Genomic DNA, 22403 nt, shown 5'->3' with positions numbered 1-22403 from the left:
GTGATCCCCCTTTATTTCCGCTTATAAACGCACGACGCGAACGCGGCCGACGAGTGTTTCCACTTCCTCTTTCGTGCACAAGTCTTCGGAAAACGCCGTTGCGCTTCCGGCCGCTACGCTGTAGGCGAACGCTTCCGCGATCGGTTTTCCGCCCGCATAGGCGGCTAAAAAGCCCGCAACCATCGAATCGCCCGCCCCAACTGAATTTTTCACCGTTCCTTTAGGCGCCTCAGCAAACAGCGCAGCTTCCTTGCCGAAATAAAATGCTCCGTCACCGCCCATCGATACGATGACATGGCAAATGCCCATCTCGGTCAGACGGCGGCCATAGATGACGACTTCTTCTTTCGTCAGCGCAGAGACGCCAAACAGCTCAGCAAGCTCATGATGGTTCGGCTTGACAAGAAACGGCCGGCAGGCAAGCAACGATCGGAGCGCCGGACCGCTTGTATCGATGACAAGGCGGGCTTGCCGCTTCACTGTCTCCGCTGCCAGCTGCTCGTATACATCCGCCGGCAGCGATGGCGGCACACTTCCCGCCAACACAAGGACGTCATCAGCGGAAAGCGCCTCGATTTTCGCTGTCAGCTGCGCAGCATCCTCGCTGGCGATGGCCGGGCCTTGACCGTTAATTTCCGTCTCAAGCCCGGCTTTCAGCTTTACATTAATGCGCGTCTGGCCGGGAACATGAACGAAGTCGCAGGCGATTTCTTCTTTTCGGAGTTCGTTTTCGATAAACGCACCGGTAAATCCGCCCGCAAACCCGAGCGCCGTGCTGTCGACGCCAAGACGCTTGAGCACGCGCGACACGTTAATCCCTTTCCCGCCCGGGAATGTCAACGTTTTCATCGCACGGTTCAATTCCCCGACACGCAATTCATCAACATGAACCACATAGTCAACCGATGGATTTAACGTACATGTATAAATCATAGGGCGACAACCTCTACTGTTGTTTTTGCTTTGTATCGTTCTTGCCACTCTTCATCCAACTCATCCGTAATTAATACAGCCTCATGCAAATCGGCGATTTTGGCGAACGCGCTTTCATTCAACTTCGAATGATCCGCAAGCACATACGCACGTTGCGCCAGTTGCATGGCCGTATATTTGACGAGCGCCTCTTCCGGATCCGGCGTTGTATAGCCATATTCGTCGTGCACGCCGTTGGCGCCGATGAAACATTGATCAAAGCGGTACTGCCGCAGCGACTCAATGGCTCCGCGGCCGATTAACGCTTTCGTCTTCGGCTTAATCATGCCGCCGACTAAGTACGTCGTGACGTTATGCTCAAGCAGCCGCTCCACATGCATCACGCCGTTCGTGACCACGGTGACTTCTTTGTCAGCCAAGTGCGGAATCATTTCCCACGTTGTCGTTCCCGCGTCCAAATAGATGCAGTTTCCTTTTTGCACCAAGCTGGCCGCATAGGCGGCGATCCGCCGCTTTTCCTCTATATATTTCAGCGACTTTTCCGACACGCTTAACTCTTCGCGTTTTTGCTGCAACAACGCCGCTCCGCCGTGCACGCGGCGCAGCTGTTTTTCTTTTTCAAGCTGCGTCAAATCGCGGCGAATCGTCGACTCGGACGAACCGGTCGCCTCTACGAGCTCTTGCAGCTTGACAACTCCTTTTTGCGCCAAAAGTTCCAAAATGAGGCGGTGGCGCTCTTCGGTCAACACGTTCCCACCTCCCATGATGAGCGATATCGCTTGTACCCTTATCATAAGCGAAAGCAAAGAAAAAATCAATCAAAATCATTCATTATCACTCAATATTAATCAAAAATAGTATTTAAAACGATCATAATCATTCATCAACAACAAAAAAACATTGCCTTTCATTCCGATCAGGCAATGTTTCTAAACTATCGTCCGGAAAGATACAGTTGAATGGACAAAGAGTCGATTTGGGAAACGAGCAACTCGTCATACTTCTTTTGCGCCAAAAAACGCATCTCCGCCTCCGTTACATTCGGATGCTCATTTTTCACTTGTTCTACCATGTCGTTCCACACGTTTTGCGCCAACAAAACGAGCTGGACATACCGCCGTTCTTGCTTCCAAAATGCCGCCTCACCGTATTGGCGGATGAGTGTTTGAGCGGTTTCGCTCCCTTCGTATTGCCGCTTTCTGTTTTCCACTTCACGATCAACGGCCGGTTCATCTACTGAATAGCCTTTTTCTTCGGCAAGCAGCGCCATCGAGTGCAGTTCAATGAGACGGGTAACAGCGGAGCGGGGCTCAGTCGTCTCATTCAACTGCCGTTTCCAATAACTGAGCCGCTCGTTGAGCTCTTCGCCGCGATACTGCTTTTTGACCGCTTCCATGGCCGAAGAGATCTCAATTTGCCAGCGTGTTTGGTAGAACTTGACTTCTGCCGCTGTAATCGCGGTGCCATTGATCATCGCTGCCACGTCTTGCTTCTTCACCTTGAGGGTAACGAGCTTTTCGACCGTCTCATCGCCGTCTTTGATTTGCAACAAAGCGTCCCATTCTCCGTCCATCGGCAGCTGCACGTTCCCTTCATAAAGGCCGGGTTCCTTCTCCGCCAATTGGACGACTGTTTGCCCGTGATCCATATTCGCCATCTCAAAGACCGCCGTCACTTCAAGCCCACCCGCCGGCTTCCCGTCCTTTTGGATGGCGACCGCAAACGAAGAAGCCGTCCCTTCCTTATAAAAAGGGGTCGTTTTCACCGACACCGTCCAATCGTTTCCTTGACACCCGGCAAGCAAGAAGAGAAGCGCTGCCATCACGATCATCCATTGTTGCCTCACTTTATTCTCCCTCCATCAGTGTGCTAAGCTCAAAATCTTCGACTCGGTATTTCGTGATCTTCCCGTTTTCCAAATAGGCGACATGGGTGCAGAGCTGCCTGACTTCGTCAATATGGTGCGACGACAGCAACACCGTTTTGTTCGGCAAAGAGCGTAAAATCGCCAGCACGTCCGCCCTTCCTAACGGATCAAGCCCGCTTGTCGGCTCGTCTAAAATCAGCAAGTCAGCATCGTAGTACAGCATAATAGCAAGCCCGAGCCGCTGCAGCATCCCTTTCGAATACTGCTTGCTTTTCATATGGCGCGCTTCCCATAACCGGACGGTGTGCAAAACGTCTTCGATCCGCTCTTCATCGACCGCGCCGTGCAACGAGGCAAAAAAGCGGACATTTTCCTCCCCCGTTAACTGAGGATACAGCTGAAACTTTTCCGGCAAATAGGCGACTTTCTTTTTCCACTCGTGCCGCCGATGATCAATGCCGTCAATATACACCGTTCCGCTTGCTGCCGGAAGCAAGTTCAGCAAGCTATGAATCAATGTCGACTTGCCGGCGCCGTTTCGCCCGACTAAAGCACACCGCTCCCCTTTCTGAATGACAAGATGGACATCATCAAGCACTTTGTTGTTTCGGTACGAAACTGTCAATCCCGCCACTTCAATCATCGTTCTTCCCCCTTTCGGCTCCACAGCATCGATGCCGCTAGCGCCCCCATCCCCCAGACCGCGATATTGAGCGCAACAAGGACGCCGGGAGAGAAGGAGAAAAATTTTTTCATCGTCCGCGACAAATAATCGAGCGAGAACATCCCGAGCGACGTCTCTAAGTAAAAACGGAGCGCATGAAGCGGCTGCAGAAAATACACGAAGGAGAACACATGCACATTGTCATACGTCACCGACGGCAAAACAGAAAGCAGCGCAAAGTCATACAAATAAATGAAAAAGAACGCGGCAAACAAGTTGGCGCCAATCAACTGAATTTTCGTCTTGCACGCGAAACCGAGCCAAATTCCAATTTGATTAAAAATAAACACAAGCACCATCGTGGCGAGCAAAAAAGAAAGAAAATACGATAAATGAAAGACAAACAAAAACTTGGCCGGAATGATCAAAACGAAGTACCAAATGACAAACACCGTCATTGTAATGAGCTGGATCGCCGCGCTTTTTTTCCATAAAAACATCCAAGGCGGCCCGCTTTTGACGACAATCATGACCATCGTCCGCTGCTCTTTCTCCTGCATGACGGAAAAAGAAGCAAAAAATAAACAAAGAAGCGGAACGATGTACGCATTCATGTCAAACAGCATCTGCAAAAAAATAGTCAGTCCATGCTCAGCCGGCAACGATTTTGCGCTCATCAATACGGAAAGCGATGCGGCAACAACGAGCAGAAAAAACAGCCAAAACGCCTTCCCCCGCGAAAGCTCAAGCCATTCTTTCCAAATGTAGCTCATCTCCGAATCCTCCTTTTCGGCACGATCACCGCGATGGCTCCAAAGCCGAGCAGTCCCCACCACCAGCCGGCTGATATGGTCTTTTTCACAAGCGGCGCATGATCGACCGCCATCACTTCGTCTGTCTGCCGCCATTCGTTGATCGCCTCATAGACACCTAAGCTCGGCGACGACAAAAACAAATACGCCAGTTCATTTTCTTCCGCTAACTTATGAAAGGAAGACGCATAGCGAAACGGGGAATCCCCTTTCCCATCTTGGTTCAAATCAAGCAACGCCGCTTCGCCGCCCCAGTCGTTGCCAACCCCGCGAAAATCCCACCTATTCCTGTCCCCGCCGCCAAGGCGCGCGACAGCAATCGTATTTTTCCAAATCCGGTTTTCCGTAAACGTTTGCCGCTGTGAACTCGACCAAAGCTCAATGCCGATCTCATTTTGCAAAAAGACATTTCGCTGCAAAAAATTATCGTTCGACTGATCAATATACAATCCCCGCTCGTTTTGATAAAACGTATTGCCAATGATCCGGTTGTCATTTGCCATCTGCAGCAACAACCCAAACGAGCGCATTCCTTTGTTGAAGAAAAAGCGGTTGTTTTTCAGGACAATCCGGTTCGAGTTCATGATCGCCGCCCCGCCGTTATTAAGCATAAACGTATTGTCATCAAACGCGTTATCATCCGAATACATGTAGTGAAGCCCGTAACGGGTGTGAGACACTTCATTTCCTTTGGCGACGTTATGATTGGCGTAGTCAAAAAAGATGCCATCTCTCGTTCCGATAATGGTGTTATGTTCAAGCTCATTAAAATTAGAATAATAAATGTGCAGCCCATTTCCTTGTCCGGCGATTTCTCCGTTTTGTTCGCCGATCACCCGTACGTTGGCAATCCGGTTGTGATGCGCCTGACTCAAGTAAATGCCATGAAACGATTGTTTTACCGTTATGTGTTCTAGCGTATTATAATCGGAATAAACTTTGATGCCGACGTATTCCTCTTGCGTGCTCCGGCTTTTTCCGCTGTTCGTGACGGTCACATGCGTAATGGTGACATGCGGCGCTTTGATCGAAATCACATTGCCGCGCCCGCTTCCTTGAATGACCGTGCCTTTTGTGCCGATGATGGTCAGCGGTTTGTCGATGACAATATCGCCAATGTACGTTTGGCCTGTTAGGCGAATCGTGCCGTGAGCCGGAGCAGCGTCAATCAGTTGCTGCAGCGTCTGGCCGGCAGCCGCTTCTTTCGGAACATCGAAAAAGAAAAAAATGAACAAGGAAATGAGCAGCCATCGCTTCATGTTTTTCTCTCCTTCCATAGCGGAACGAGCAGGCAAACGAACGCGGCACCGACGAGATACGCACCGGTCGCAAAATAGCTGAACGTCGTAAAGTTGGCGATCCGGTTTTCTCCGAAAATCGGCGGCACAAACGGATCGATATCGATCGGGGCGTTATCGTTTAAATTCGTTCCAAAGTCAGCGAGCCAGCGATGAATATCGTAAAGACCGAGCGCCCCGCCAATGAGAAAGGCGGCGATGAACACGTACAGCCCTCTTTTGCTTCTCGTGAACGCGATGATGAATGCCGCTATGGCCATAGCGATCACGATGTAGGACAAATAGCCAAGTTCCGGAAAGCTCTCTTCACTAAACGGCTTCATGCCGATATAGTGATTGAGTCCGTTAATAATGTCGATATCCCCTTCAAGCCGATTCGGATAAACGATAATCTCTAATCCTTCCGGATATTGCGGAGCGATGAAATCCATCCCCCACCAAGGAAACGCTAAAGACAAAAGCAGCAATCCTCCGGCCGCGCCGACAAAGACGGCAGACAACGGAGACAGTTTCGCTGCAGCCATTTTCTTCACACCTCTTTTGTTAGTCAGGGGGGGCGCGTCCGCCCCCTCGGTTTATTGTTTCGGCTTTACCAACAAATACCCGGTCATTTCTTGGTGCAGCGCTGAACAGAAGTTCGTGCAATACAACGGGTACGTTCCCGGCTTATTGGCGGTAAACTCGATCGTGTTCGTTTGTCCCGGCTGAATTTCCATATTCAAGTTATACTGGTTGATGGCAAAACCATGGGTAATGTCCTCATCAAAGTCAAGGTTCGTCAGGTGGATGACAACTTTATCTCCTTCATTCACTTCAATGACGTCCGGCCGCTTCGCATTGGCATCAAAAATAAACTTCGAACGCATTGCGATGCCGTAGACGTGCACCTCATTTCCTTTCCGGACGATGCGGGCGTCTTTTTGGTTGTACACAGCGTCTGGATTGTTGTTCTCTTTCGGGTACACTTCAACCGTTTTAATTTTATCGGCCTTGATCATTTGCCCATAGTGCGGTTCCGGATCGACCGGCGACGATTGGATCACTTTCATTTTGTCACCGCTAATGTCAATGAGCTGCATCGATTCCGGGTGGGACGGCCCGACCGATAAATAGCTGTCTTTCGCCAACTTGTTGAGCGACACTAAATATTTGCCGTCCGGAGATACGGTATCCCCTTCCGCCGCGACGGCATGCCCTGGCGAATATTGAACCGGAACGCGGTCAAGCACTTCGCCGGTTTCCGGATTCCATTTCACAATTTCAGACGAAATAAACATCGTCGTATACGCCATGCCTTTGTCATCAAACTGCGTATGCAGCGGCCCAAGCGCGTTTTCCGGATTGACTTCCCGCTCCATCACCGATTCGTATTTCAAAATCGGGATGCCGTTCCGCTCGCCGGCAAACTCTTTCTTTTCAATCGCCTGAAACGCCTTTTCAAACGAAAATACCGTCAACAACGGGGCGAGCTTCCCGGAGGCGATGAAATATTTCCCGTCTGGGGTAACGTCGACGCCATGCGGCGATTTGGCGACCGGTACCAAATAAATGCCCCCTTTATGCTTTTCCGGAAAGATCATTTTTTGGCCGCCGACATTGTCATATTTCCCCGCTTTCACCATGTTCTCAAGCTCTTTCCAGTTGAACAACACGATAAAATCGCGGTCTTCTTGAGACGCGTTGATTTCCAAGTTTGTTGTCGCTTCTTCCGTATTGTACGTTGTCAGCACGGCCCAATCTTTTGATATTTTTTTCCCGGCATCGGACAAATCGTACGACCACGGGGGCAGCGCAACTTGATAGGCAATGTGCAGCTTTTGCGCTTTTTCATTGAACGTGACCGCACTCATGACGCCACGGTATTTTTCGCTATACTCATCAAGCGAGGCGTACTGATGGCCGATCGGAACGGAAAATCGGGTCGGCAAAAATAAGTATTCGGTATTCTCCGTCACAAACGCGGCACAGTGCGGACCGCTCGTATTGGGGACTTCGATCATGTCTTTGACCGTAAACGTTTTCAAATCCATCACTGCCGCCCGGCTGTTCGCCACATCGGTCGCAAACATATACTTGCCGTCATATTCTCCATTCGTTTCCGAGAAAGCCGGATGATGCAAATCGCCCCACGTATAGCCGCCAAGCATTTTTTTCGAATGGGTATCCCAGCCGTAGCCGGTCGCCGGATCGGGCGAAAAGACAGGAACCGTGCGAATGCGCCGCATCGACGGCACCCCGTAAATAAACATTTGCCCCGAGTGGCCACCAGAGGCGAACAAGTAATATTCATCTTTTTCACCAAACGGAACGTACACTTTTTCCGCATCGGTTTTGGCCGATGCAGTCGAAACGGTATCAGGAGTGGAAAAATTGCCGAAAAAGACAGTTGACGCCAACACTCCAGCTGCCAACCCTGACAACGCGGAAATCACTTTTTTCTTCACTCTCGTTCCTCCCATCGTTTCTTACTTTTCGGATGCTTCTTTTAAGAGAGCAATAATTTCGGCCCGCTCCTCATCTGTCAGCGGATTCGATTTGATCACCCCAGACATCACCGCAGACGTCGGCGCTTTTAAAAACTCTTCAATCGGCTTGCCGTGTTTGCCCTCGACTTCTCGATAAGCGTTCGATAAATCCGGACCGGTCGTCCCTCCTTGCAAGTTAAGCTTGGAAACAGAGTGGCAAGAGAGACAACCTTTTTGTTGCAGGATAGTCCCGTCCTGCGTACTAGCGTTTGTTGTCTTGCCCGCCCCCTTCCCATCCTCTGTCGAAGCTGATGGTTGGGACGATTGAGCCGTCTCTTGTTTTCCTGCCTGCGTCGCATTCGTCTCTCCTTTCGTTCCTCCCAACTGAAAATACGAATAACCGCCAGCCAAACCGATCAAAGCGCTAATGAGAAAAATGACGACCGTTTGTTTCATGCCCCTCCTCCTTCTACAGTGAGAAATTCGTTTACCATTATAGCCACCCGCCCTTGACCTCCACTGTGCAAAAAGTCACTTCATTTCCAAGATCAGTGAACATTATTTGGCAAAAGCGTGGCAAAACGGTGAAAAACAAAAAACACTTGCCACCGGCAAGTGTCCTTTCCCTTGTTCAATTCAGTTGTTGCATCTCAGCTAGCGGCAAATAACGCTCGCGCACAAACGCGATAAACTTCGCCGCATAGGCCGGGTCAAACTGCGTCCCTGCACAACGGTCAATTTCCTCGACCGCCTCTTCGAACGTTTTCGTCCGCTGGTACGGCCGTTCCGTCGTCATGGCATCAAACGAGTCGATAATACACAAAATGCGGGCCAGTTTCGGGATTTCTTCCCCTTTCAGCCCGTACGGATACCCTTTTCCATCATACCGTTCGTGATGCAGTTCGATGAGCGGAAGCAAATCATCAAACCGCTTCTCCGCCGCAATGATTTCCCGCCCCCATGTGACATGTTTCTTGACAATCTCCCACTCGTGTTTTTCCAACTTCCCTTGCTTATTTAAAATATCGCGCGGCACTTCGATTTTGCCGATATCGTGAATGAGTGCTCCCAAAATGAGCGTCTGCCGCTCGTGATCAGTCAACTCATCGAGGCAGCTGCCAAACTCGACCGCATATTTAAACACTCGTTTGCTATGGCGGTATGTATAGACGTCTTTTGAAAGAAAAAACTTCACTTGCTGCTCGAGCGCTTCCAAGTCTTGTTTAAACTTAATTTCATCCAGGCACATATTATGCTTATCATACAATTGCACGTTATTTTTCCCTTGCGCCTTCGCATAATAGAGCGCCTGATCAGCCCGATGGATGAGCTCATTGCTTTCATACATATCTTTTTCCATCTCGGCAATGCCGCACGAAAACGACAGGCAACGATACGGAATATGCTCGACGCCGTCAAAATATGTATCGTTCACTTCTTTGCGCAACCGGTTTAAAAATGCATGCGCGTCTTCTTTCGTCGTGTTGGGCATTAAAATGGCAAACTCTTCACCGCCATAGCGGGCGGCAGTAAAGTTCGTCCCTTCAACTGCTTGTTGCAGCAGCTTCCCAAAAAACGTCAACAACCGATCCCCTTGCAAATGGCCGTTTCGGTCGTTATATTTTTTAAAATCGTCCAAGTCAAGAAACGCCAGCGTCAGCGGCTGCTTGAGCATCTTGCAGTCGGAAAACTGCTCCTTGAGCGTTTCTTTGAAAAAGCCGTGGTTGTATAGGCCGGTGAGATGGTCTTTGTTGGCGCGGTTAGATACTAACTCATATAGATTTATAAATTTCTTAAATACTACTGATAGAATAATGACTAAAACAATAAACAAAAACAAACCAAAATATTGTTCTTTATCTAATAAAATAGCTAGAACAAGCGATAATATTAAAGTAACACAGTAACTAACCATGGCCTCAAGCAAGACACCAAAGTTAAAAGCACCTTTATATACACGCTCTAAGAAAACAAAGAACATAAATATTAAACTAATATTCACACAAAAATATACTAACAAACTAATCATATACGGAAACAAATGATCAGTTTTAATTTCTCCAATCTGTCCACCAAACAACAAAAAGGAGTAGAAAGCTCCCGCAATCATCAAAGAATACATAGAAAAGTTAAATAGATGTTTCCACCATGCCATTTTTCGCTTATATAAAAATTCTACTAAAATACTAATCAATAGAACCTTCAATGCAAGGGAAATACCATACAAAAACATAACAGCTAAGTAAATGGCCGAATCCATCGAAAAAGAATTATCCTTAGGCGGGAGATGAACAGAAAAATAGCTTAATAAAAGGACAGCGGACACTAAAAAATAAACAAAAACCCAATCTTTAAGAGATGGAGTAGAAAATCCATCTCCTGTAATAAAAACAATTAAACTAATGGAAGAAATGAAAAATAAATATATTTTCCCTTGCCATTTTAATGTCGGAGTCATCCTATAATCACTCTCATTTTTATCAAAAAAAAATTCTGTTGGCTCTTTACCACAAAATGTACTAAGAAGGGTGATAAAGAAAACCAAAACAGCATTTTTTCTTTTTACACAATGTATCCCTTTAAACAACGTTTTTACCATATTTGTCTTTAAAAGTCAATTCCAACTTTAGAAAAATACCCATTCTCTTCTATTTTGTCTACAATTCTGCCTTTCTTAAACTTTAGCTTCCAATTCTAAACCCCGACGTCAACGCCACAATCACCGAACCAAGGATAAACAGGTTGATCAACACTTGTTTCACTTTGACTTTCATTTTCTTCTCCTCCTCAAAATTGTAATTTTATTTATTGATCGCAGGAGCGCCCGCTGTTTCTTCAGCATCGTCTGCCCCATGGCGCGGTGCACTGAGCATCAGATGCTGGATGAACAAGAACGCCCCTACGTTCATCACAACGTCGCCGATGCTGATGACTTGTTGGCGCGGATACGGCGGAGACAGCGGAATAATGTCGCCGAGAAACGGCAGAAGTGTATCCGATGTGATCGCCTGGTGTTTGCCGTACAGACCGGCTTTTAACGCTTCAATATATTCGCGGCCGAGAAATTGCGCAGCTTCGACCGATACTGGCATCCGCCCGCCATTGACCGCCATCACAATAAAGTTGAGCAAGACGCCGGCGAAAATAACCGAAAATCCTGGCTGATGGCGGTTGAGCCATAAAAACACAAGCCCGGTGATGTAGACGAGAAGGAAAATCACATTGCTCATTTTCGCGATCCATGCCACTTTTTCCTGAAGGAAAAAGATGACAACCTGCACCGCCAACAAGAGCGGAAACAACCAACCGCCGCGCAATTTCATGTTGGCCAACCCTTTCAGGCTTCCGCCGCGAAACCAGCCGATTAACAACGACAAAATGATCCCATCGTAAACCATGATGCTGTCCCCTCAAAAACGGAATTTTCTCTCTTTTCTAAACTGCTGTCCTCATTTCTATTTTTACCGTTTTTTTCATCTCATGTAAATAGGCTATTCGTCCTAACTGCGAACAAATTTCAATAAATATCGTCTTATTTCTCTTGGTTTCATTGTTTTTCGGAACAAGAAACGACAAAAACAGCGCGCCGTATATCTAGCGAACGGTGAAAAAGAGCCTACGCTTTATGAAACGTTCTCCCGCTTATACAGCACATAAAGAAAACGGATTCCTATCTGCATGGTGCACGACAACTCCTTTGTCCCCTTTCCCGTCCGGGCGATGACCGGAACAACCGGGACGCCGAGATGGCGCGACAGCTTGGCGGCATCGATTTTGACGCCGCGTTTTTCAGCGACATCGACCATGTTTAAAGCGATGATGAGAGAAAAAGGGAGTGAATTTTTTCACAGCGACTCCATATTGTCAACGTTTCTTCAAAATTTGGCGATTCGTTAGTTGAACTTTTCAAAAAAATGTATATAATTTCTTGTATATCTTTCCCATCTTTGTTCAAGGAGTGAGTACAGTGAATACACTAGGAAGAATCAGCAACTTTGGCGGCAATACGTTTGCGATTTGGGTGCTTCTATTTGGTGCGCTTGCTTTTTTCGCTCCCGGCGCGTTTACGTGGATCGCTCCGTATATTGTGCCGCTTTTAGGGATCGTTATGTTTGGCATGGGATTGACGCTTTCAGCGGATGATTTCAAAGAAGTATTCAAGCGTCCGCTTGAGGTGTTGATCGGCGTCGTTGCCCAGTTTCTGATCATGCCGCTTATCGCGTTTTTGCTCGCTTACTTTCTGCCGGTTTCGCGTGAAGTGGCGCTCGGCATTATTTTAGTCGGCTGCTGTCCGGGCGGCACGGCGTCCAACGTCATGACGTACTTGGCGAAAGGAGATACGGCGCTGTCAGTCGCTGTCACTTCTGTTTCGACGATTTTAGCGCCGATTTTGACGCCTTCGCTCATTTTGCTTTTAGCCGGAAAATGGCTGTCCGTATCGGCCGCGGCTTTGTTTTGGTCGATCGTCAAAGTCGTCCTGATTCCGATCCTTTTAGGACTCATCGCCCAGGCCCTGTTCCAAAAGCAAGTCAAAGCGTGCATCCCGGCGCTGCCGCTCGTTTCTGTCATCGCCATCGTGGCCATCGTCGCCGCCGTCGTCGGACAAAACCAGGCGGCCATTGCCAAAAGCGGATTTCTTATTTTTCTTATTGTCGTTGTTCATAACGGGCTGGGCTTGCTGCTTGGGTATTGGTTTGCCAAACTGTTTCGCCTGTCGCCGCCAAAACAAAAGGCGATTTCCATCGAAGTTGGCATGCAAAACTCGGGGCTTGGTGCGGCCTTAGCGACCGCCCATTTTTCGCCGCTCGCCGCCGTTCCGAGCGCCATTTTCAGCGTCTGGCACAATATTTCCGGTCCGATTGTCGCCACATACTTCCGCAAACAAGCAGACCGCCAAACAGCGAATGACAAGACGATTTCCGCTTAACCTCTCTCACGCTTTATCTAGCAGCAAAAAAGCTGTCTTCCGAAACGAACGATCGTTTTTCGGAGACAGCTTTTCTGCTCATCTTCCTTATTCCTTGACACCCGGGACAACAGGCAGGCATCCGCCTTTCACCTCATTTCACAGCGCCCCTTCAAACGGAAACACCATCCGCCTAGCCAACTCGGGAAGATCGATGAACGGATTGCGGTTGCCTTGAATAAAAAAAATAGCGCTGTTGCGATGGTATTCGTACACCGTCGGCGGGAATTGCTCATGCCAGCGGACAAGAAGCGGAATATCGATTTTGCGCCGGAACGATTTTGCAATTGCCTTCGGGTAGCGAAGCAAAAAATACAACATCGCCCGTGCGGCCGTCCCTTTGCCGTACTCCGGCTCGAAATAGCCGTTATGGGCGACGCCGCATCGGTTCTGGATCTGTTCGCTCGGATCTTCCGGATTGTAAAATGGAAAGTCAGCGTACGGGAAGTTCGACCGAAGCGTGTTGCACTCCGGCTGGCAGACGAACAAATGGTGCAAATCGCCTTTCATCGGTTCACGGGCACCGAACCATGACTGCGGCACGACATGTTCAGCATTGAATTTCCATTGCTTCTCGATCGTTTTCATCCGCTCGCGCACATCGCCCGGCCCCTGTTTCGCTTTTTTTAACAGTTGGCGAAACTCGTCATAGCGCCGCTTCATCGTTTCAACATCTTGGACGATCAACGTTTTCGGATCTTTTCGCTCGCCGGAATACAAACTGCGCACCGTCCCGTCCGGCTGTAAGTCAACCCATGTGTACAAATACTCGTCTTTGCTGAAAAAATACGGCAGACGCCGTTTATGGGTGTGCGCCACTAACTCATGATAGCGGACAAACAGCATCAATCCGTCTCCGTCAAACGGCACATAACGGTAATACCGTTCGCGCGCCTGCCGGTCTTCTCCAGCACGGTAATACGCGTCCTCTTCAGCAAGCCGCTCGCTCAGCTGTTCAAGCTGCGCGGCGGCATCGTCTGTTCGCCATTGGCCAAGCTCCTCAAGCTGCCGTGCCGCCTCCTCCATCGCCGTTCCCCTCTCTTTCTTTTCCTTTAGTTTACCATGGAAAGGGGGGAAGACGGCAACATGGCTAGCGAAAAAGAAACGACGTAGCACCGAACAGGAGCGCGGTATAGAAAAATGCGGTATAGAAAAATAATAATGCGAATGTTGTTTGTCTGCATCAAGTTGTCAACAACATAATGAAGCACCGTCCGCAGACCGCCAAGCAGCGATGGCGGCATCAAATAGCTGCCGACGAAAAGTCCGACAAACAGCCCAGTGATTACTTGCTTCGTCCAAATCGAAATCGGGATGACCACTAAAAATGGCAACAGCGCCTTCCACGACGGCTCCATTGACAATTCGTTCCTTTCCTTAAAAGTATGGCGGTTGTTTCCTTTTTCTATGCAGTTCGTTATCCCTTTTCCCCGTTCGTGGCATAAGGCAGACGAGGACGAAGCGATCCGCCATGCTGAGCAGGTCAGAAAGCGTTTTCAAAAGGAGAAATAAATAAAAAGCTGCCTTTTAGACAGCTTTGACCGTTTCGCTTTGTGAAACGGACGGCAACGACAACAAGTGGAGCGTCACTTCCGGCTTCGAGCCGATCCGGATGTTCACTCCAGTTTGCCCGAGCCCTTCGTTAATATAAAACGGCTTGCCGTCCCATTCATGATAGCCTTTAATCATGTTCCGCTCAGTGAGCGTTTTGCTCATTTTCGCCAAATGATACGGCTTTGGCCAGTGAATTTGCCCGCCATGAAAGTGGCCGGACAACAAATAATCAAAATGATAGTCTCTCATATGCGGCACGATGTCCGGGTCATGCGTCAACACTAAGTTGATGCCGTTCTTCACGCCGGCGTACGCCTTTTTGATGTCGCTGCGCCCCGTGTAAAAATCGTCAATGCCGATAATATTGACCGTTTGGCCGTGAACCGTAATCGTCTTCGTTTCGTTTTGCAGCACGATGCAGCCGTGCTCCTCAAGCGTCGCCTTCAAGCGTTCAAGCGGCTCGCCTTGAAGCACGTAGTCATGGTTGCCGAACACCGCATACATGCCATAAACTGGCTGCAACTTCTTCAACGCCGTCAAATACGGCCCGAGTTTGGCGATGCTCGCTTCGCGGTCTAGGAAATCACCGGTCAAAGCAATCAAGTCAACCGGTTCCCCTTTCAGCTTTTCGTATAAATCATCCGGGGAAATAGACAGCTTTTCTAAATGAAGGTCAGACAGCTGTAAAATGCGAATAGCGTTGTTTCCGTCCTTCGGGCTGCCGACCTGAACTTTATGCAAAACCGCTTCATACGTGTTGCGGTGTGCTTTTCGAAGACCAAAAGCGAACAACAAAAAGAATGATAGAATGATGAAAAAGAACGTCATTGTCTTCTCTCCTCCCTCGATAACCATTATAGTGAAAAGGAGGAGAGAAGAAAGAGGGAGTTAGTGGATGAGATGGTAACCGTATAAGGAAAACAGCTTTTCTTTCGACATCAACAAATACTTCGGCGGCCGGCTAAACGGCGACAGGCCTGGCCGGGCCACCGCCATCATCGGCACAAGCGCCGCTGTTTTGAACCAACGGTACAACGGATTAGAAATATCTACCGTTTCAAATCCAAGCCGTTCGCATCCTTTGTTTAACATCGTAATGCCGATAATCCCTTTCATCCGTTCAGAATGTTGATGGTGATAAAGATGGTAGGCGACATACGGCAAGCCGGCTTTGACTTGCTCGAGAAGATAGCGCCCTTTTTTAATGTCGCTGTCATAACGAAACAGGTCGCGCACGAGCCGGACGTTGTGAAGATGGATTTTCAACAGCCAATCGTTCGCCGCAATCGTCGTTCCGTCCGACAGGCGGATCGTCTCCCCTTTGTACTGGAGCGGGCGGACGCGAAAAATGGAGCGGCGCCCATCCCGCTCCTCGCCGGCGTATTCGAGCCGGGAACAGGCGTAATAAATCGGATCGATGGCTCCCCACATCGCCAACAAACATTGGACCGCTTTTTCCTTCATGCACGCATCCTTCCTTTGCCTTGGATCTTATGCATTAACATTGTGGAACATTTGCCGGCGCATTATAAATGGGGAAAAAAGGAGCATAGCCCCATCGCATAACCGATCGCAGGCCGTGCATACTGAAATCAAACCCCAAATTTATGCTAGGTTGTGATCATTATGACAACGGTGCTTTTTCTTCCGCTCCTTCAGCTTCCGTCCGGCCACCATCGGGCTGCTGAGGCGCTGGCCGAAGGGTTGCGGTCGATTGACCGCGCTGTGAAGTGTGAAAAAATCGAACTGCTTTCCTCGCGGCTCGGCGCCAAAGAGCAGTGGATTTCGCGCTTTTATTTGCGCTGCATCCACCATGCGCCGAAGGCATACAGCGCCGCCTACCGCCGCTCTGTTTTGCGCCCTGTCTCCAAACCGCCGTCATTCCCGCCTTATGAGTGGCTGTTTGGCGGCCATCTGAAACAGCTGATCCGTCGCCTAAAGCCGGCGCTTATTATCTGTACGCATGCGTTTCCATCGCATTTGCTCGATCTTCTTAAACAGCGTGGGGAAATCGACATTCCTGTCGTCAACGTGTATACCGATTATTTTGTCCATAACTTATGGGGAAAAACAGCCATTGATGGCCATTTTGTCGGCCATCCGGCCATGAAGGAAGCATTAGCCGGAAAAGGAGTCGCCACCGAGAAGATCGCCGTCACCGGCATTCCCGTTCACCCGGCGTTTACCGCCCGGCCGCCGGCGCCGCGGGCTGTGCGCAGCCGCTACATCGGGCTCATTAGCGGCGGCAGCCTAGGCCTTGGCGATTGGGAGCAGCTCTTCCGTAAAATCGCACCGAATGACCCGGTTGACTATTATGTGTTATGCGGCACAAACGAACAGCTGTACGAACGGTTGAGAAAGAACAACCATCCGCGTCTTCTCCCGCTCCGTTATATTTCGTCGCCTGCAGCCATGAGCGCCCTGTATGATGAAGTTGATTTTGTGCTTACGAAGCCGGGCGGCGTCACTCTAAGCGAATGTCTCCGCAAGCGAAAACCGGCGTTCATTTATGCCATGTTGCCGGGGCAAGAGGAAATCAACTTCCGTCTCTTGTGCGATGACGGGCTCGTTTTTGATTTCCGCCATTGGCGCCGGCTTCCGTCACTGTCAGAGGCGATCGTCTCGACCTTAAACTCGCCGGCACTGGCCCGCTGCCTCGCCAAGATCGACGACTATCACCGCACCCTCTCCCCAGCCGACCCGGCGCTTGTTATTTACGAGCGATTTTTAGCGGCCGTGCCGTCTCGGCAAAAGTTGTAACCGCTCTGACTTGATCACCTCCTCCATATATAGAAAAAGGCGCCTGCCTCAAAACAGCTGGGCAGACGCCTTTTAGCGACGGGTGCTGACGGTGACAAATACGAATTTATCATACCGATGGCGGGAAAATGAATACTCAAACGGCTCCCCATTGTTTAAAAAGCCAATCTGTTCCAACTCCAACACAGGATCATCGGGCGCACATTGCAAGTATTGCCGATCAAACTCGTTCGGTTTATCGGCGCGAATCTTTCGGTGCGATCCGGCAATGGTTAACCCGAGCTCATGGGTAATATAATGATAAATGGAACCGTGGAGCACCGTTTCATTCAGCCCTGGAATTAAATGAACAGGCATATATGTCCGCTCAATGACGTACGGCTCTCCATCCACATTCCGTAACCGGATTAAGTGATACACCGGTGTGTTCGCATGGACGCATAAATGAGAAGCCACCTCATCAGATGGAAACAGCACTTCAAAGGTGATCACACGGCTTGTCACCTTTCGTCCTTCCAATAAATTTGTCAAGCCGAGCGTTTCGTTGCTGACAACGTTCACTAATCCGTTAAGCATCGCGGATTTCACAATAAATGTGCCATGGCCGCGCTTTCGATACAACAGCCCCTCGGACACGAGCACATCAAGCGCCCGTTTTACCGTCATCCGGCTGCAGCCAAACTCCTCAGCGAGCGAGATTTCATCAGGGATCGGCTCATCTGGGGAATAGAGCCCCTCTTTAATTCGTCTACGTATTTCGTTTGAAATTTTCTCATACTTTGGCATTGTTTTCATCCCTCGCTATGATTCTGTTTCCATTGTACGAACAATCGGCTGCCTGCACAATAGCTAATGTGCTCTCCTCTTCCTGCTTCTTCGTTCATCCTCTCAGTCAGAAAAAGCGCCCCACTGTTGCCCGGGACGCCCTTTCCTTCATTCAAAATCCGTTATTTTCTGCAACTGTTTTAAACCAATAGCCGCTTTTTTTGATCGTCCGCTTCAAGCCGTTGTCCAAATCAACCGCAACGAGCCCGTACCGGTTTTTATAAGCGTTGGTCCACGACCAGTTGTCCATAAACGTCCAAAGGTGATAGCCTTTCACATTGACCCCTTCTTCCATCGCGCGATGCACCCATTTTAAATGTTCGCGGATGAAAGCAATTCGGTAATCATCATGAATCATGCCGTTTTCATTACGAAACCGATCTTCCCCTTCGACGCCCATCCCGTTTTCAGAAATAAAGCACTCAATGTTTCCATAGTTTTCTTTGATATTGATTAAAATATCATAAATGCCTTTTTCGTAAATTTCCCAACCGCGATACGGATTCATTTTCCGTCCAGGCATAGCATAATAATCGAAAAATCGCTCCGGCAAAAACGGGGCATCCGGATTGGGGAGATGCTCTTTTGCCTTGACACGGCGCGGTTGATAGTAGTTGATGCCGAGCAAATCAATCGTGTTTTCTTTGATCAACTCACGATCACCGGCTTCCGTTACAGGCAAAAAGTCGTGTTCATCCAACAGTTCAATCAAATCTTGCGGGTATTCTCCTTTCACCGCAGGATCTAGAAGGCCGGTGAATTAATGGGGCATAGACTTCCCACATGTCGAATTTTGGAGGCCATTCTCCCCGCCGTTTGGCGCCAAAGGATGGGAAGACGAGCAGGACTTCCTGCTCCCAATTCCGGTTTTGGCCACTTCAAATCCGATAATCGAATTGGCTCGGATCCCCGTGATGCGATAGTGGTCAACCAGAACCGAGAACACCGTCTCGATCACTTTGCGTTTTTGTTGGATCCACTGCTCCCATGTCTCAGACGCACGATGTTTCTGGTTTTTTCGAGACGGAGTCCAAAGCGCCATTTGGTATTCTTCGTACAGCCTTTTTTGCAAGTCACGGCTAATGAATCCTTTGTCCCCAAAGTTATACGGGTGGGGAATTTGGGTCATCACGCTTTCGGCTGCGATTCGATCGTGGCAAGATGCTTCCGTCACCACATACCCCATTGGCAGCCCTTGATCGGTCACTTGAAGGTGCAGCTTCAACCCGTAGTACCATTGCTTTTTGGAAGCGCAATACCCGATGTCGGCGATCTCTTGAAACCGTTTGACGCGATGCATTCTTGCCGTATGGCACAATGGGAGCGGCAAGCTGTCCACGACGGCATAGGCATGATGTTGGCCACGTTTTGCCAGCTCATGGCGGATCCATTTGATAGCGAAGCCAAGCGCCCGGCAGCGGCGGTTATACCGGGAACGTTCGAGAAACGAGCCGTTTGTGAACAAATTTCCCGTGACAAAACGATGCCACGCCCATTCAGAAGTAAAACCGAGCAGCTTTCCTAAAAGATGAATGGCGATGATGACAGCGTCCTCTTGCTTGACCAAATGGCGATTTCGACGATGAAGATGCACCTGAATGCATGAAAGTTGAGCAGAAACAAAAACGAAAATGGCGGCATATTGCTTTTGAATCTTAGGCTGAGTCGAAGGGTTTTTGGGGGCTTTCATGATCCGCTCACGCTCCATTCCAACGATTTTTCTTCCTTTTTCGACATAAGCCCCCTAAATCCCTGCCTCAGGGTGTACTTTTTTCACCGGCCTTCTAGGAAGCTCCGGTTAAACAACAAATCGGCAATATGCGCCGCTTTCACATCAGCGGGGTGCTGGCTGCGCGGGTAAGACGGCGTCAAATTCAAAATGATGCCAATCTGTCCCCCGGGGATAGCCGCCTTGCGGAAGGCGGCAACGGCTTTGGCATGAGCAATCACCGTATGGTAAGCCACTTGTACAGCGCGACGAAAGTCTACGATGTTCGGGTAATGAAAATCATATAAATACCCGCCTTCCACCGGAACGATCGGCTCATTGTGGGTAAACCACTTTTTTACCCGATCCCCGAACAATTCAAAGCAAATGCTTGCATAGCGGGCGTATGCATCCACGACTTCGCGGCTTTCCCAGCCTCCGATATTTTGCATTGCTAACGGCATATCAAAATGGTACAAATTCACAAACGGCTCGATACCACTCGTCAACAGTTCATCAATAACCGTATTGTAAAACCGAACAGCTTCTGGATTGACTTCACCAACTCCATCCGGAATCAAGCGTGACCACGAAATCGAAAACCGGAATGAATTATGCCCGATCTCCTTCATCAAAGCAATATCCTCTTTGTAGCGGTGATAAAAATCTGATGTGGTTGACGGACCGACACCGTTAAAAAAGCGATGTGGCTCCTTCTCATACCAATGGTCCCAAATATTTTTCCCTTTCCCCCCCTCGTTGGCTGCCCCTTCAATTTGTGTTGCAGACGTCGCACTTCCCCACCAAAAACCGGCAGGGAAGCGGTATGTGATTGGCTGCTTCAATTGCTGCTCCATCTAATTCACCTCATTTGCTGCGTAGTTATGATACATTTTTTGTAGAGTCTTGCTCCTCTTCTTTCTCCTTTTGCAAGTTCATCCGGTCAATGAATTTTAAGAACGGGAACCAAATAACAAGCACAATCAAGAAATTGACCAATTGCAACAGCCCGCCAGCTAACGAGTTTGTCGCCATAATACCGTTAATAAAAATCGGTACGGTCCATGGCACCGCTACACCATTTGGAGGCGGCACAAGCCCGGAAGACATCGCCAAATAAGTGACCAGCGTAACGATCATGGGCGCCAAAATCCACGGGACAATGACGAGTGGATTCATCACTACTGGCAGACCGAAAATGATCGGTTCATTGACATTGAAAATTCCGGGTCCGAGCCCAAGCTTAGCTACCTGCTTCATTTGCTTGCTCTTCATAAAGAGCAATATCGCAAAAATGACTGCAAGCGTCATTCCCGTTCCGCCCATCCCGACCGTATAAATTTCAATAAACTGTTTGCTGACGATATGCGGAACCTCTCCTGTTTGTGTGTACGCATTTAAGTTTTCAAGCGACAGTGTGTTCCAAATTGGATCCATCACCGAGTTAATGATGATTTGCCCATGCAGCCCAAAAAACCATAAAATTTGGGCGACAAAAATGGCGATCAATGTTGGAATGATGCCGCTTCCTAATCCGACAAGCGGGGCTTGTACAGCATTGTAAATCACATCGTGCATGTTTGTTTTAAATATTTGTGTTACAATAATGTTGACGACAAGGAAAAAGGTCAGGGTGACCACCGCCGGAATTAATGCCGCAAATGACTTCGCAACCGCCGGTGGAACCCCGGCCGGCATTTTAATCGTAATGTTTTTCTGTACCACTTTCCGGTAAATTTCCCCAGCGATAAATGCGGTCATCATGCCAAGGAACATTCCTTTCGCACCAAGACGATCAAGCGGAATGACACCTTGCACCGCTTCCTTTCCTTCTATTTGGACCACAAACGGCGTCAGCAAAAGAAATGAAGCCAAGGCAATCGCGCCGCCAAAAATTCCTTCAACTTCATAACTTTTCGATAAATAATAGCCAATGCCAAACACAACGAAAATCGTCATCACACCCATCGTGGCATTCGGGGCAACACCGAGCATATCTTTTAACATATTCAGGCTGCTTTCACTCATGATCTTATCTAAAAATGGCAAGTTGGCGATGACAACTGCGATGGAACCGAAAATTGTTAGCGGGAACGCCAACATAAACGCATCACGCAACACTTGCAAATAACGACTGTTATTCAATTTTCCGGCGATCGGAACGAGCACTTTGCTCAATTTCTCAAATAAAGCTCCGTTCATTTGACAGCCCTCCTTTTTATATATTCCGTTCCTTTAACAAAGCAAGCATCTCTTTCACAACCTCTTTCATCGCCAGCGTTGACATGACATGGTCCTCTGCGTGCATAAGAAGCAAGGTGATCTCCGTTGGCTTTCCGCCCGCTTCTTTTTGGATAAGTTGAAAATGGACATCATGTGCGATACCTAACTCTTGTTCCGCTTCTTCGATCAATCGTTCCGCTTCCTCAATTTGACCGGAGCGATATTCACGAATGGCTTGGACAATTTTGCTACGAGCATTGCCGCTATGCAAAATAATGTGAAAAGCAATTTGTTCATTCGTAAGTTGGTGTATGTCCACTTTTTCCAT

Annotated in this window: 20 protein-coding genes and 4 pseudogenes; 2 read left to right on the top strand and 22 right to left on the bottom strand. The window is 48.8% G+C overall.

Annotated elements, in window-relative coordinates:
• Positions 1-21: 21 nt before the first annotated feature.
• From pfkB to B9L21_RS07215, 12 genes and pseudogenes are all read right to left on the bottom strand, one after another.
• On the bottom strand, positions 22-933 hold the full coding sequence (gene pfkB, locus B9L21_RS07270; protein WP_063165801.1) for a 1-phosphofructokinase: 912 nt from the start codon (positions 931-933) through the stop codon (positions 22-24).
• Positions 930-1682, bottom strand: a complete 753-nt coding sequence (locus B9L21_RS07265) for a DeoR/GlpR family DNA-binding transcription regulator (RefSeq protein WP_063165800.1) — start codon at positions 1680-1682, stop codon at positions 930-932. Before B9L21_RS07265 ends, pfkB begins: the two co-directional genes overlap by 4 nt.
• 185 nt (positions 1683-1867) lie before the next feature.
• Positions 1868-2779, bottom strand: a complete 912-nt coding sequence (locus tag B9L21_RS07260; RefSeq protein WP_225995627.1) for a FixH family protein — start codon at positions 2777-2779, stop codon at positions 1868-1870.
• 1 nt (position 2780) lies between these two features.
• Positions 2781-3443, bottom strand: a complete 663-nt coding sequence (locus B9L21_RS07255; RefSeq protein WP_033010819.1) for an ABC transporter ATP-binding protein — start codon at positions 3441-3443, stop codon at positions 2781-2783.
• A complete protein-coding gene (locus B9L21_RS07250) occupies positions 3440-4237 on the bottom strand; it encodes a hypothetical protein (RefSeq protein ID WP_063165799.1) in 798 nt (265 codons plus the stop codon). The genes B9L21_RS07255 and B9L21_RS07250 overlap by 4 nt, the downstream gene beginning before the upstream one ends.
• Complete coding sequence (locus B9L21_RS07245) at positions 4234-5535, bottom strand: nitrous oxide reductase family maturation protein NosD (protein WP_063165798.1); 1302 nt, start codon at positions 5533-5535, stop codon at positions 4234-4236. Before B9L21_RS07245 ends, B9L21_RS07250 begins: the two co-directional genes overlap by 4 nt.
• Positions 5532-6098 carry a hypothetical protein gene (locus B9L21_RS07240; protein WP_042382788.1) on the bottom strand — a complete coding sequence of 189 codons (567 nt, stop codon included), beginning with the start codon at positions 6096-6098 and terminating at the stop codon, positions 5532-5534. The genes B9L21_RS07245 and B9L21_RS07240 overlap by 4 nt, the downstream gene beginning before the upstream one ends.
• A 51-nt stretch (positions 6099-6149) precedes the next feature.
• A complete protein-coding gene (gene nosZ / locus B9L21_RS07235) occupies positions 6150-8018 on the bottom strand; it encodes a Sec-dependent nitrous-oxide reductase (protein WP_063165797.1) in 1869 nt (622 codons plus the stop codon).
• A gap of 21 nt (positions 8019-8039) precedes the next feature.
• Positions 8040-8495: a c-type cytochrome gene (locus B9L21_RS07230; RefSeq protein ID WP_033010814.1), complete on the bottom strand. Its 456-nt coding sequence runs from the start codon at positions 8493-8495 to the stop codon at positions 8040-8042.
• A 175-nt stretch (positions 8496-8670) separates the two neighbouring features.
• Positions 8671-10497, bottom strand: a complete 1827-nt coding sequence (locus B9L21_RS07225; protein ID WP_063165796.1) for a diguanylate cyclase — start codon at positions 10495-10497, stop codon at positions 8671-8673.
• Positions 10498-10840: 343 nt separating this feature from the next.
• Positions 10841-11437 (bottom strand): DUF5317 domain-containing protein, encoded by a 597-nt coding sequence (locus B9L21_RS07220; RefSeq protein WP_063165795.1) that lies wholly within the window; start codon positions 11435-11437, stop codon positions 10841-10843.
• A 291-nt stretch (positions 11438-11728) separates the two neighbouring features.
• A pseudogene (locus tag B9L21_RS07215) lies at positions 11729-11863 on the bottom strand (FeoB small GTPase domain-containing protein); the annotation flags it as partial.
• 143 nt (positions 11864-12006) lie between these two features.
• Between B9L21_RS07215 and B9L21_RS07210 the strand changes: the two are divergent.
• A complete protein-coding gene (locus tag B9L21_RS07210; protein ID WP_063165793.1) occupies positions 12007-12966 on the top strand; it encodes a bile acid:sodium symporter family protein in 960 nt (319 codons plus the stop codon).
• Positions 12967-13104: 138 nt separating this feature from the next.
• Here B9L21_RS07210 and B9L21_RS07205 read toward each other — a convergent pair whose 3' ends face one another.
• The 4 genes and pseudogenes from B9L21_RS07205 to B9L21_RS07190 all read right to left on the bottom strand — a co-directional run bounded on the left by B9L21_RS07205 (position 13105) and on the right by B9L21_RS07190 (position 16023).
• Positions 13105-14031, bottom strand: a complete 927-nt coding sequence (locus B9L21_RS07205) for an endonuclease I family protein (RefSeq protein ID WP_063165792.1) — start codon at positions 14029-14031, stop codon at positions 13105-13107.
• Between the two features lie 119 nt (positions 14032-14150).
• Positions 14151-14363, bottom strand: a pseudogene (locus B9L21_RS07200) (sodium:proton antiporter); the annotation flags it as partial.
• Positions 14364-14532: 169 nt separating this feature from the next.
• Complete coding sequence (locus tag B9L21_RS07195; RefSeq protein ID WP_063165790.1) at positions 14533-15387, bottom strand: metallophosphoesterase; 855 nt, start codon at positions 15385-15387, stop codon at positions 14533-14535.
• 60 nt (positions 15388-15447) lie between these two features.
• On the bottom strand, positions 15448-16023 hold the full coding sequence (locus B9L21_RS07190) for a YkoP family protein (RefSeq protein WP_063165789.1): 576 nt from the start codon (positions 16021-16023) through the stop codon (positions 15448-15450).
• Positions 16024-16185: 162 nt separating this feature from the next.
• Between B9L21_RS07190 and B9L21_RS07185 the strand changes: the two genes are divergently transcribed.
• The gene (locus B9L21_RS07185; RefSeq protein ID WP_063165788.1) at positions 16186-17319 is read left to right on the top strand and encodes an MGDG synthase family glycosyltransferase; all 1134 of its coding nucleotides are present in this window, start codon (positions 16186-16188) and stop codon (positions 17317-17319) included.
• A 72-nt stretch (positions 17320-17391) separates the two neighbouring features.
• Here the strand turns inward: B9L21_RS07185 and B9L21_RS07180 are convergent, their stop codons facing one another.
• The 6 genes and pseudogenes from B9L21_RS07180 to B9L21_RS07155 form a co-directional block, all read right to left on the bottom strand.
• A complete protein-coding gene (locus B9L21_RS07180) occupies positions 17392-18105 on the bottom strand; it encodes a GntR family transcriptional regulator (RefSeq protein WP_063165787.1) in 714 nt (237 codons plus the stop codon).
• Positions 18106-18256: 151 nt separating this feature from the next.
• Positions 18257-18892: pseudogene (locus tag B9L21_RS07175) on the bottom strand (glycoside hydrolase family 1 protein); the annotation flags it as partial.
• 12 nt (positions 18893-18904) lie between these two features.
• Complete coding sequence (locus B9L21_RS07170) at positions 18905-19834, bottom strand: IS982 family transposase (protein ID WP_225995630.1); 930 nt, start codon at positions 19832-19834, stop codon at positions 18905-18907.
• Positions 19835-19926: 92 nt separating this feature from the next.
• Positions 19927-20709 (bottom strand): annotated as a pseudogene (locus B9L21_RS07165) (glycoside hydrolase family 1 protein); the annotation flags it as partial.
• Between the two features lie 25 nt (positions 20710-20734).
• Positions 20735-22054: a PTS cellobiose transporter subunit IIC gene (gene celB, locus B9L21_RS07160; RefSeq protein ID WP_063165785.1), complete on the bottom strand. Its 1320-nt coding sequence runs from the start codon at positions 22052-22054 to the stop codon at positions 20735-20737.
• 16 nt (positions 22055-22070) lie between these two features.
• A complete protein-coding gene (locus B9L21_RS07155; RefSeq protein ID WP_063165784.1) occupies positions 22071-22403 on the bottom strand; it encodes a PTS lactose/cellobiose transporter subunit IIA in 333 nt (110 codons plus the stop codon).

It is taken from the genome of Geobacillus uzenensis (genome assembly GCF_002217665.1).
Taxonomy (GTDB): Bacteria; Bacillota; Bacilli; order Bacillales; family Anoxybacillaceae; genus Geobacillus; species Geobacillus subterraneus.
The sequence above is the reverse complement of the archived record's forward strand: the minus strand, read 5'-3'. Positions and strand labels throughout refer to the sequence as shown.

Coding starts and splice junctions, on each gene's coding strand:
- B9L21_RS07180 (WP_063165787.1), bottom strand. CDS start 18,105: ATGCCAAAGTATGAGAAAATTTCAAACGAAATACGTAGACGAATTAAA.
- B9L21_RS07185 (WP_063165788.1), top strand. CDS start 16,186: ATGACAACGGTGCTTTTTCTTCCGCTCCTTCAGCTTCCGTCCGGCCAC.
- B9L21_RS07250 (WP_063165799.1), bottom strand. CDS start 4,237: ATGAGCTACATTTGGAAAGAATGGCTTGAGCTTTCGCGGGGGAAGGCG.
- B9L21_RS07255 (WP_033010819.1), bottom strand. CDS start 3,443: ATGATTGAAGTGGCGGGATTGACAGTTTCGTACCGAAACAACAAAGTG.
- B9L21_RS07240 (WP_042382788.1), bottom strand. CDS start 6,098: ATGGCTGCAGCGAAACTGTCTCCGTTGTCTGCCGTCTTTGTCGGCGCG.
- celB (WP_063165785.1), bottom strand. CDS start 22,054: ATGAACGGAGCTTTATTTGAGAAATTGAGCAAAGTGCTCGTTCCGATC.
- B9L21_RS07155 (WP_063165784.1), bottom strand. CDS start 22,403: ATGGAAAAAGTGGACATACACCAACTTACGAATGAACAAATTGCTTTT.
- B9L21_RS07170 (WP_225995630.1), bottom strand. CDS start 19,834: ATGAAAGCCCCCAAAAACCCTTCGACTCAGCCTAAGATTCAAAAGCAA.
- pfkB (WP_063165801.1), bottom strand. CDS start 933: ATGATTTATACATGTACGTTAAATCCATCGGTTGACTATGTGGTTCAT.
- B9L21_RS07205 (WP_063165792.1), bottom strand. CDS start 14,031: ATGGAGGAGGCGGCACGGCAGCTTGAGGAGCTTGGCCAATGGCGAACA.
- B9L21_RS07220 (WP_063165795.1), bottom strand. CDS start 11,437: ATGGTTTACGATGGGATCATTTTGTCGTTGTTAATCGGCTGGTTTCGC.
- B9L21_RS07230 (WP_033010814.1), bottom strand. CDS start 8,495: ATGAAACAAACGGTCGTCATTTTTCTCATTAGCGCTTTGATCGGTTTG.
- B9L21_RS07225 (WP_063165796.1), bottom strand. CDS start 10,497: ATGACTCCGACATTAAAATGGCAAGGGAAAATATATTTATTTTTCATT.
- B9L21_RS07195 (WP_063165790.1), bottom strand. CDS start 15,387: ATGACGTTCTTTTTCATCATTCTATCATTCTTTTTGTTGTTCGCTTTT.
- B9L21_RS07190 (WP_063165789.1), bottom strand. CDS start 16,023: ATGAAGGAAAAAGCGGTCCAATGTTTGTTGGCGATGTGGGGAGCCATC.
- B9L21_RS07245 (WP_063165798.1), bottom strand. CDS start 5,535: ATGAAGCGATGGCTGCTCATTTCCTTGTTCATTTTTTTCTTTTTCGAT.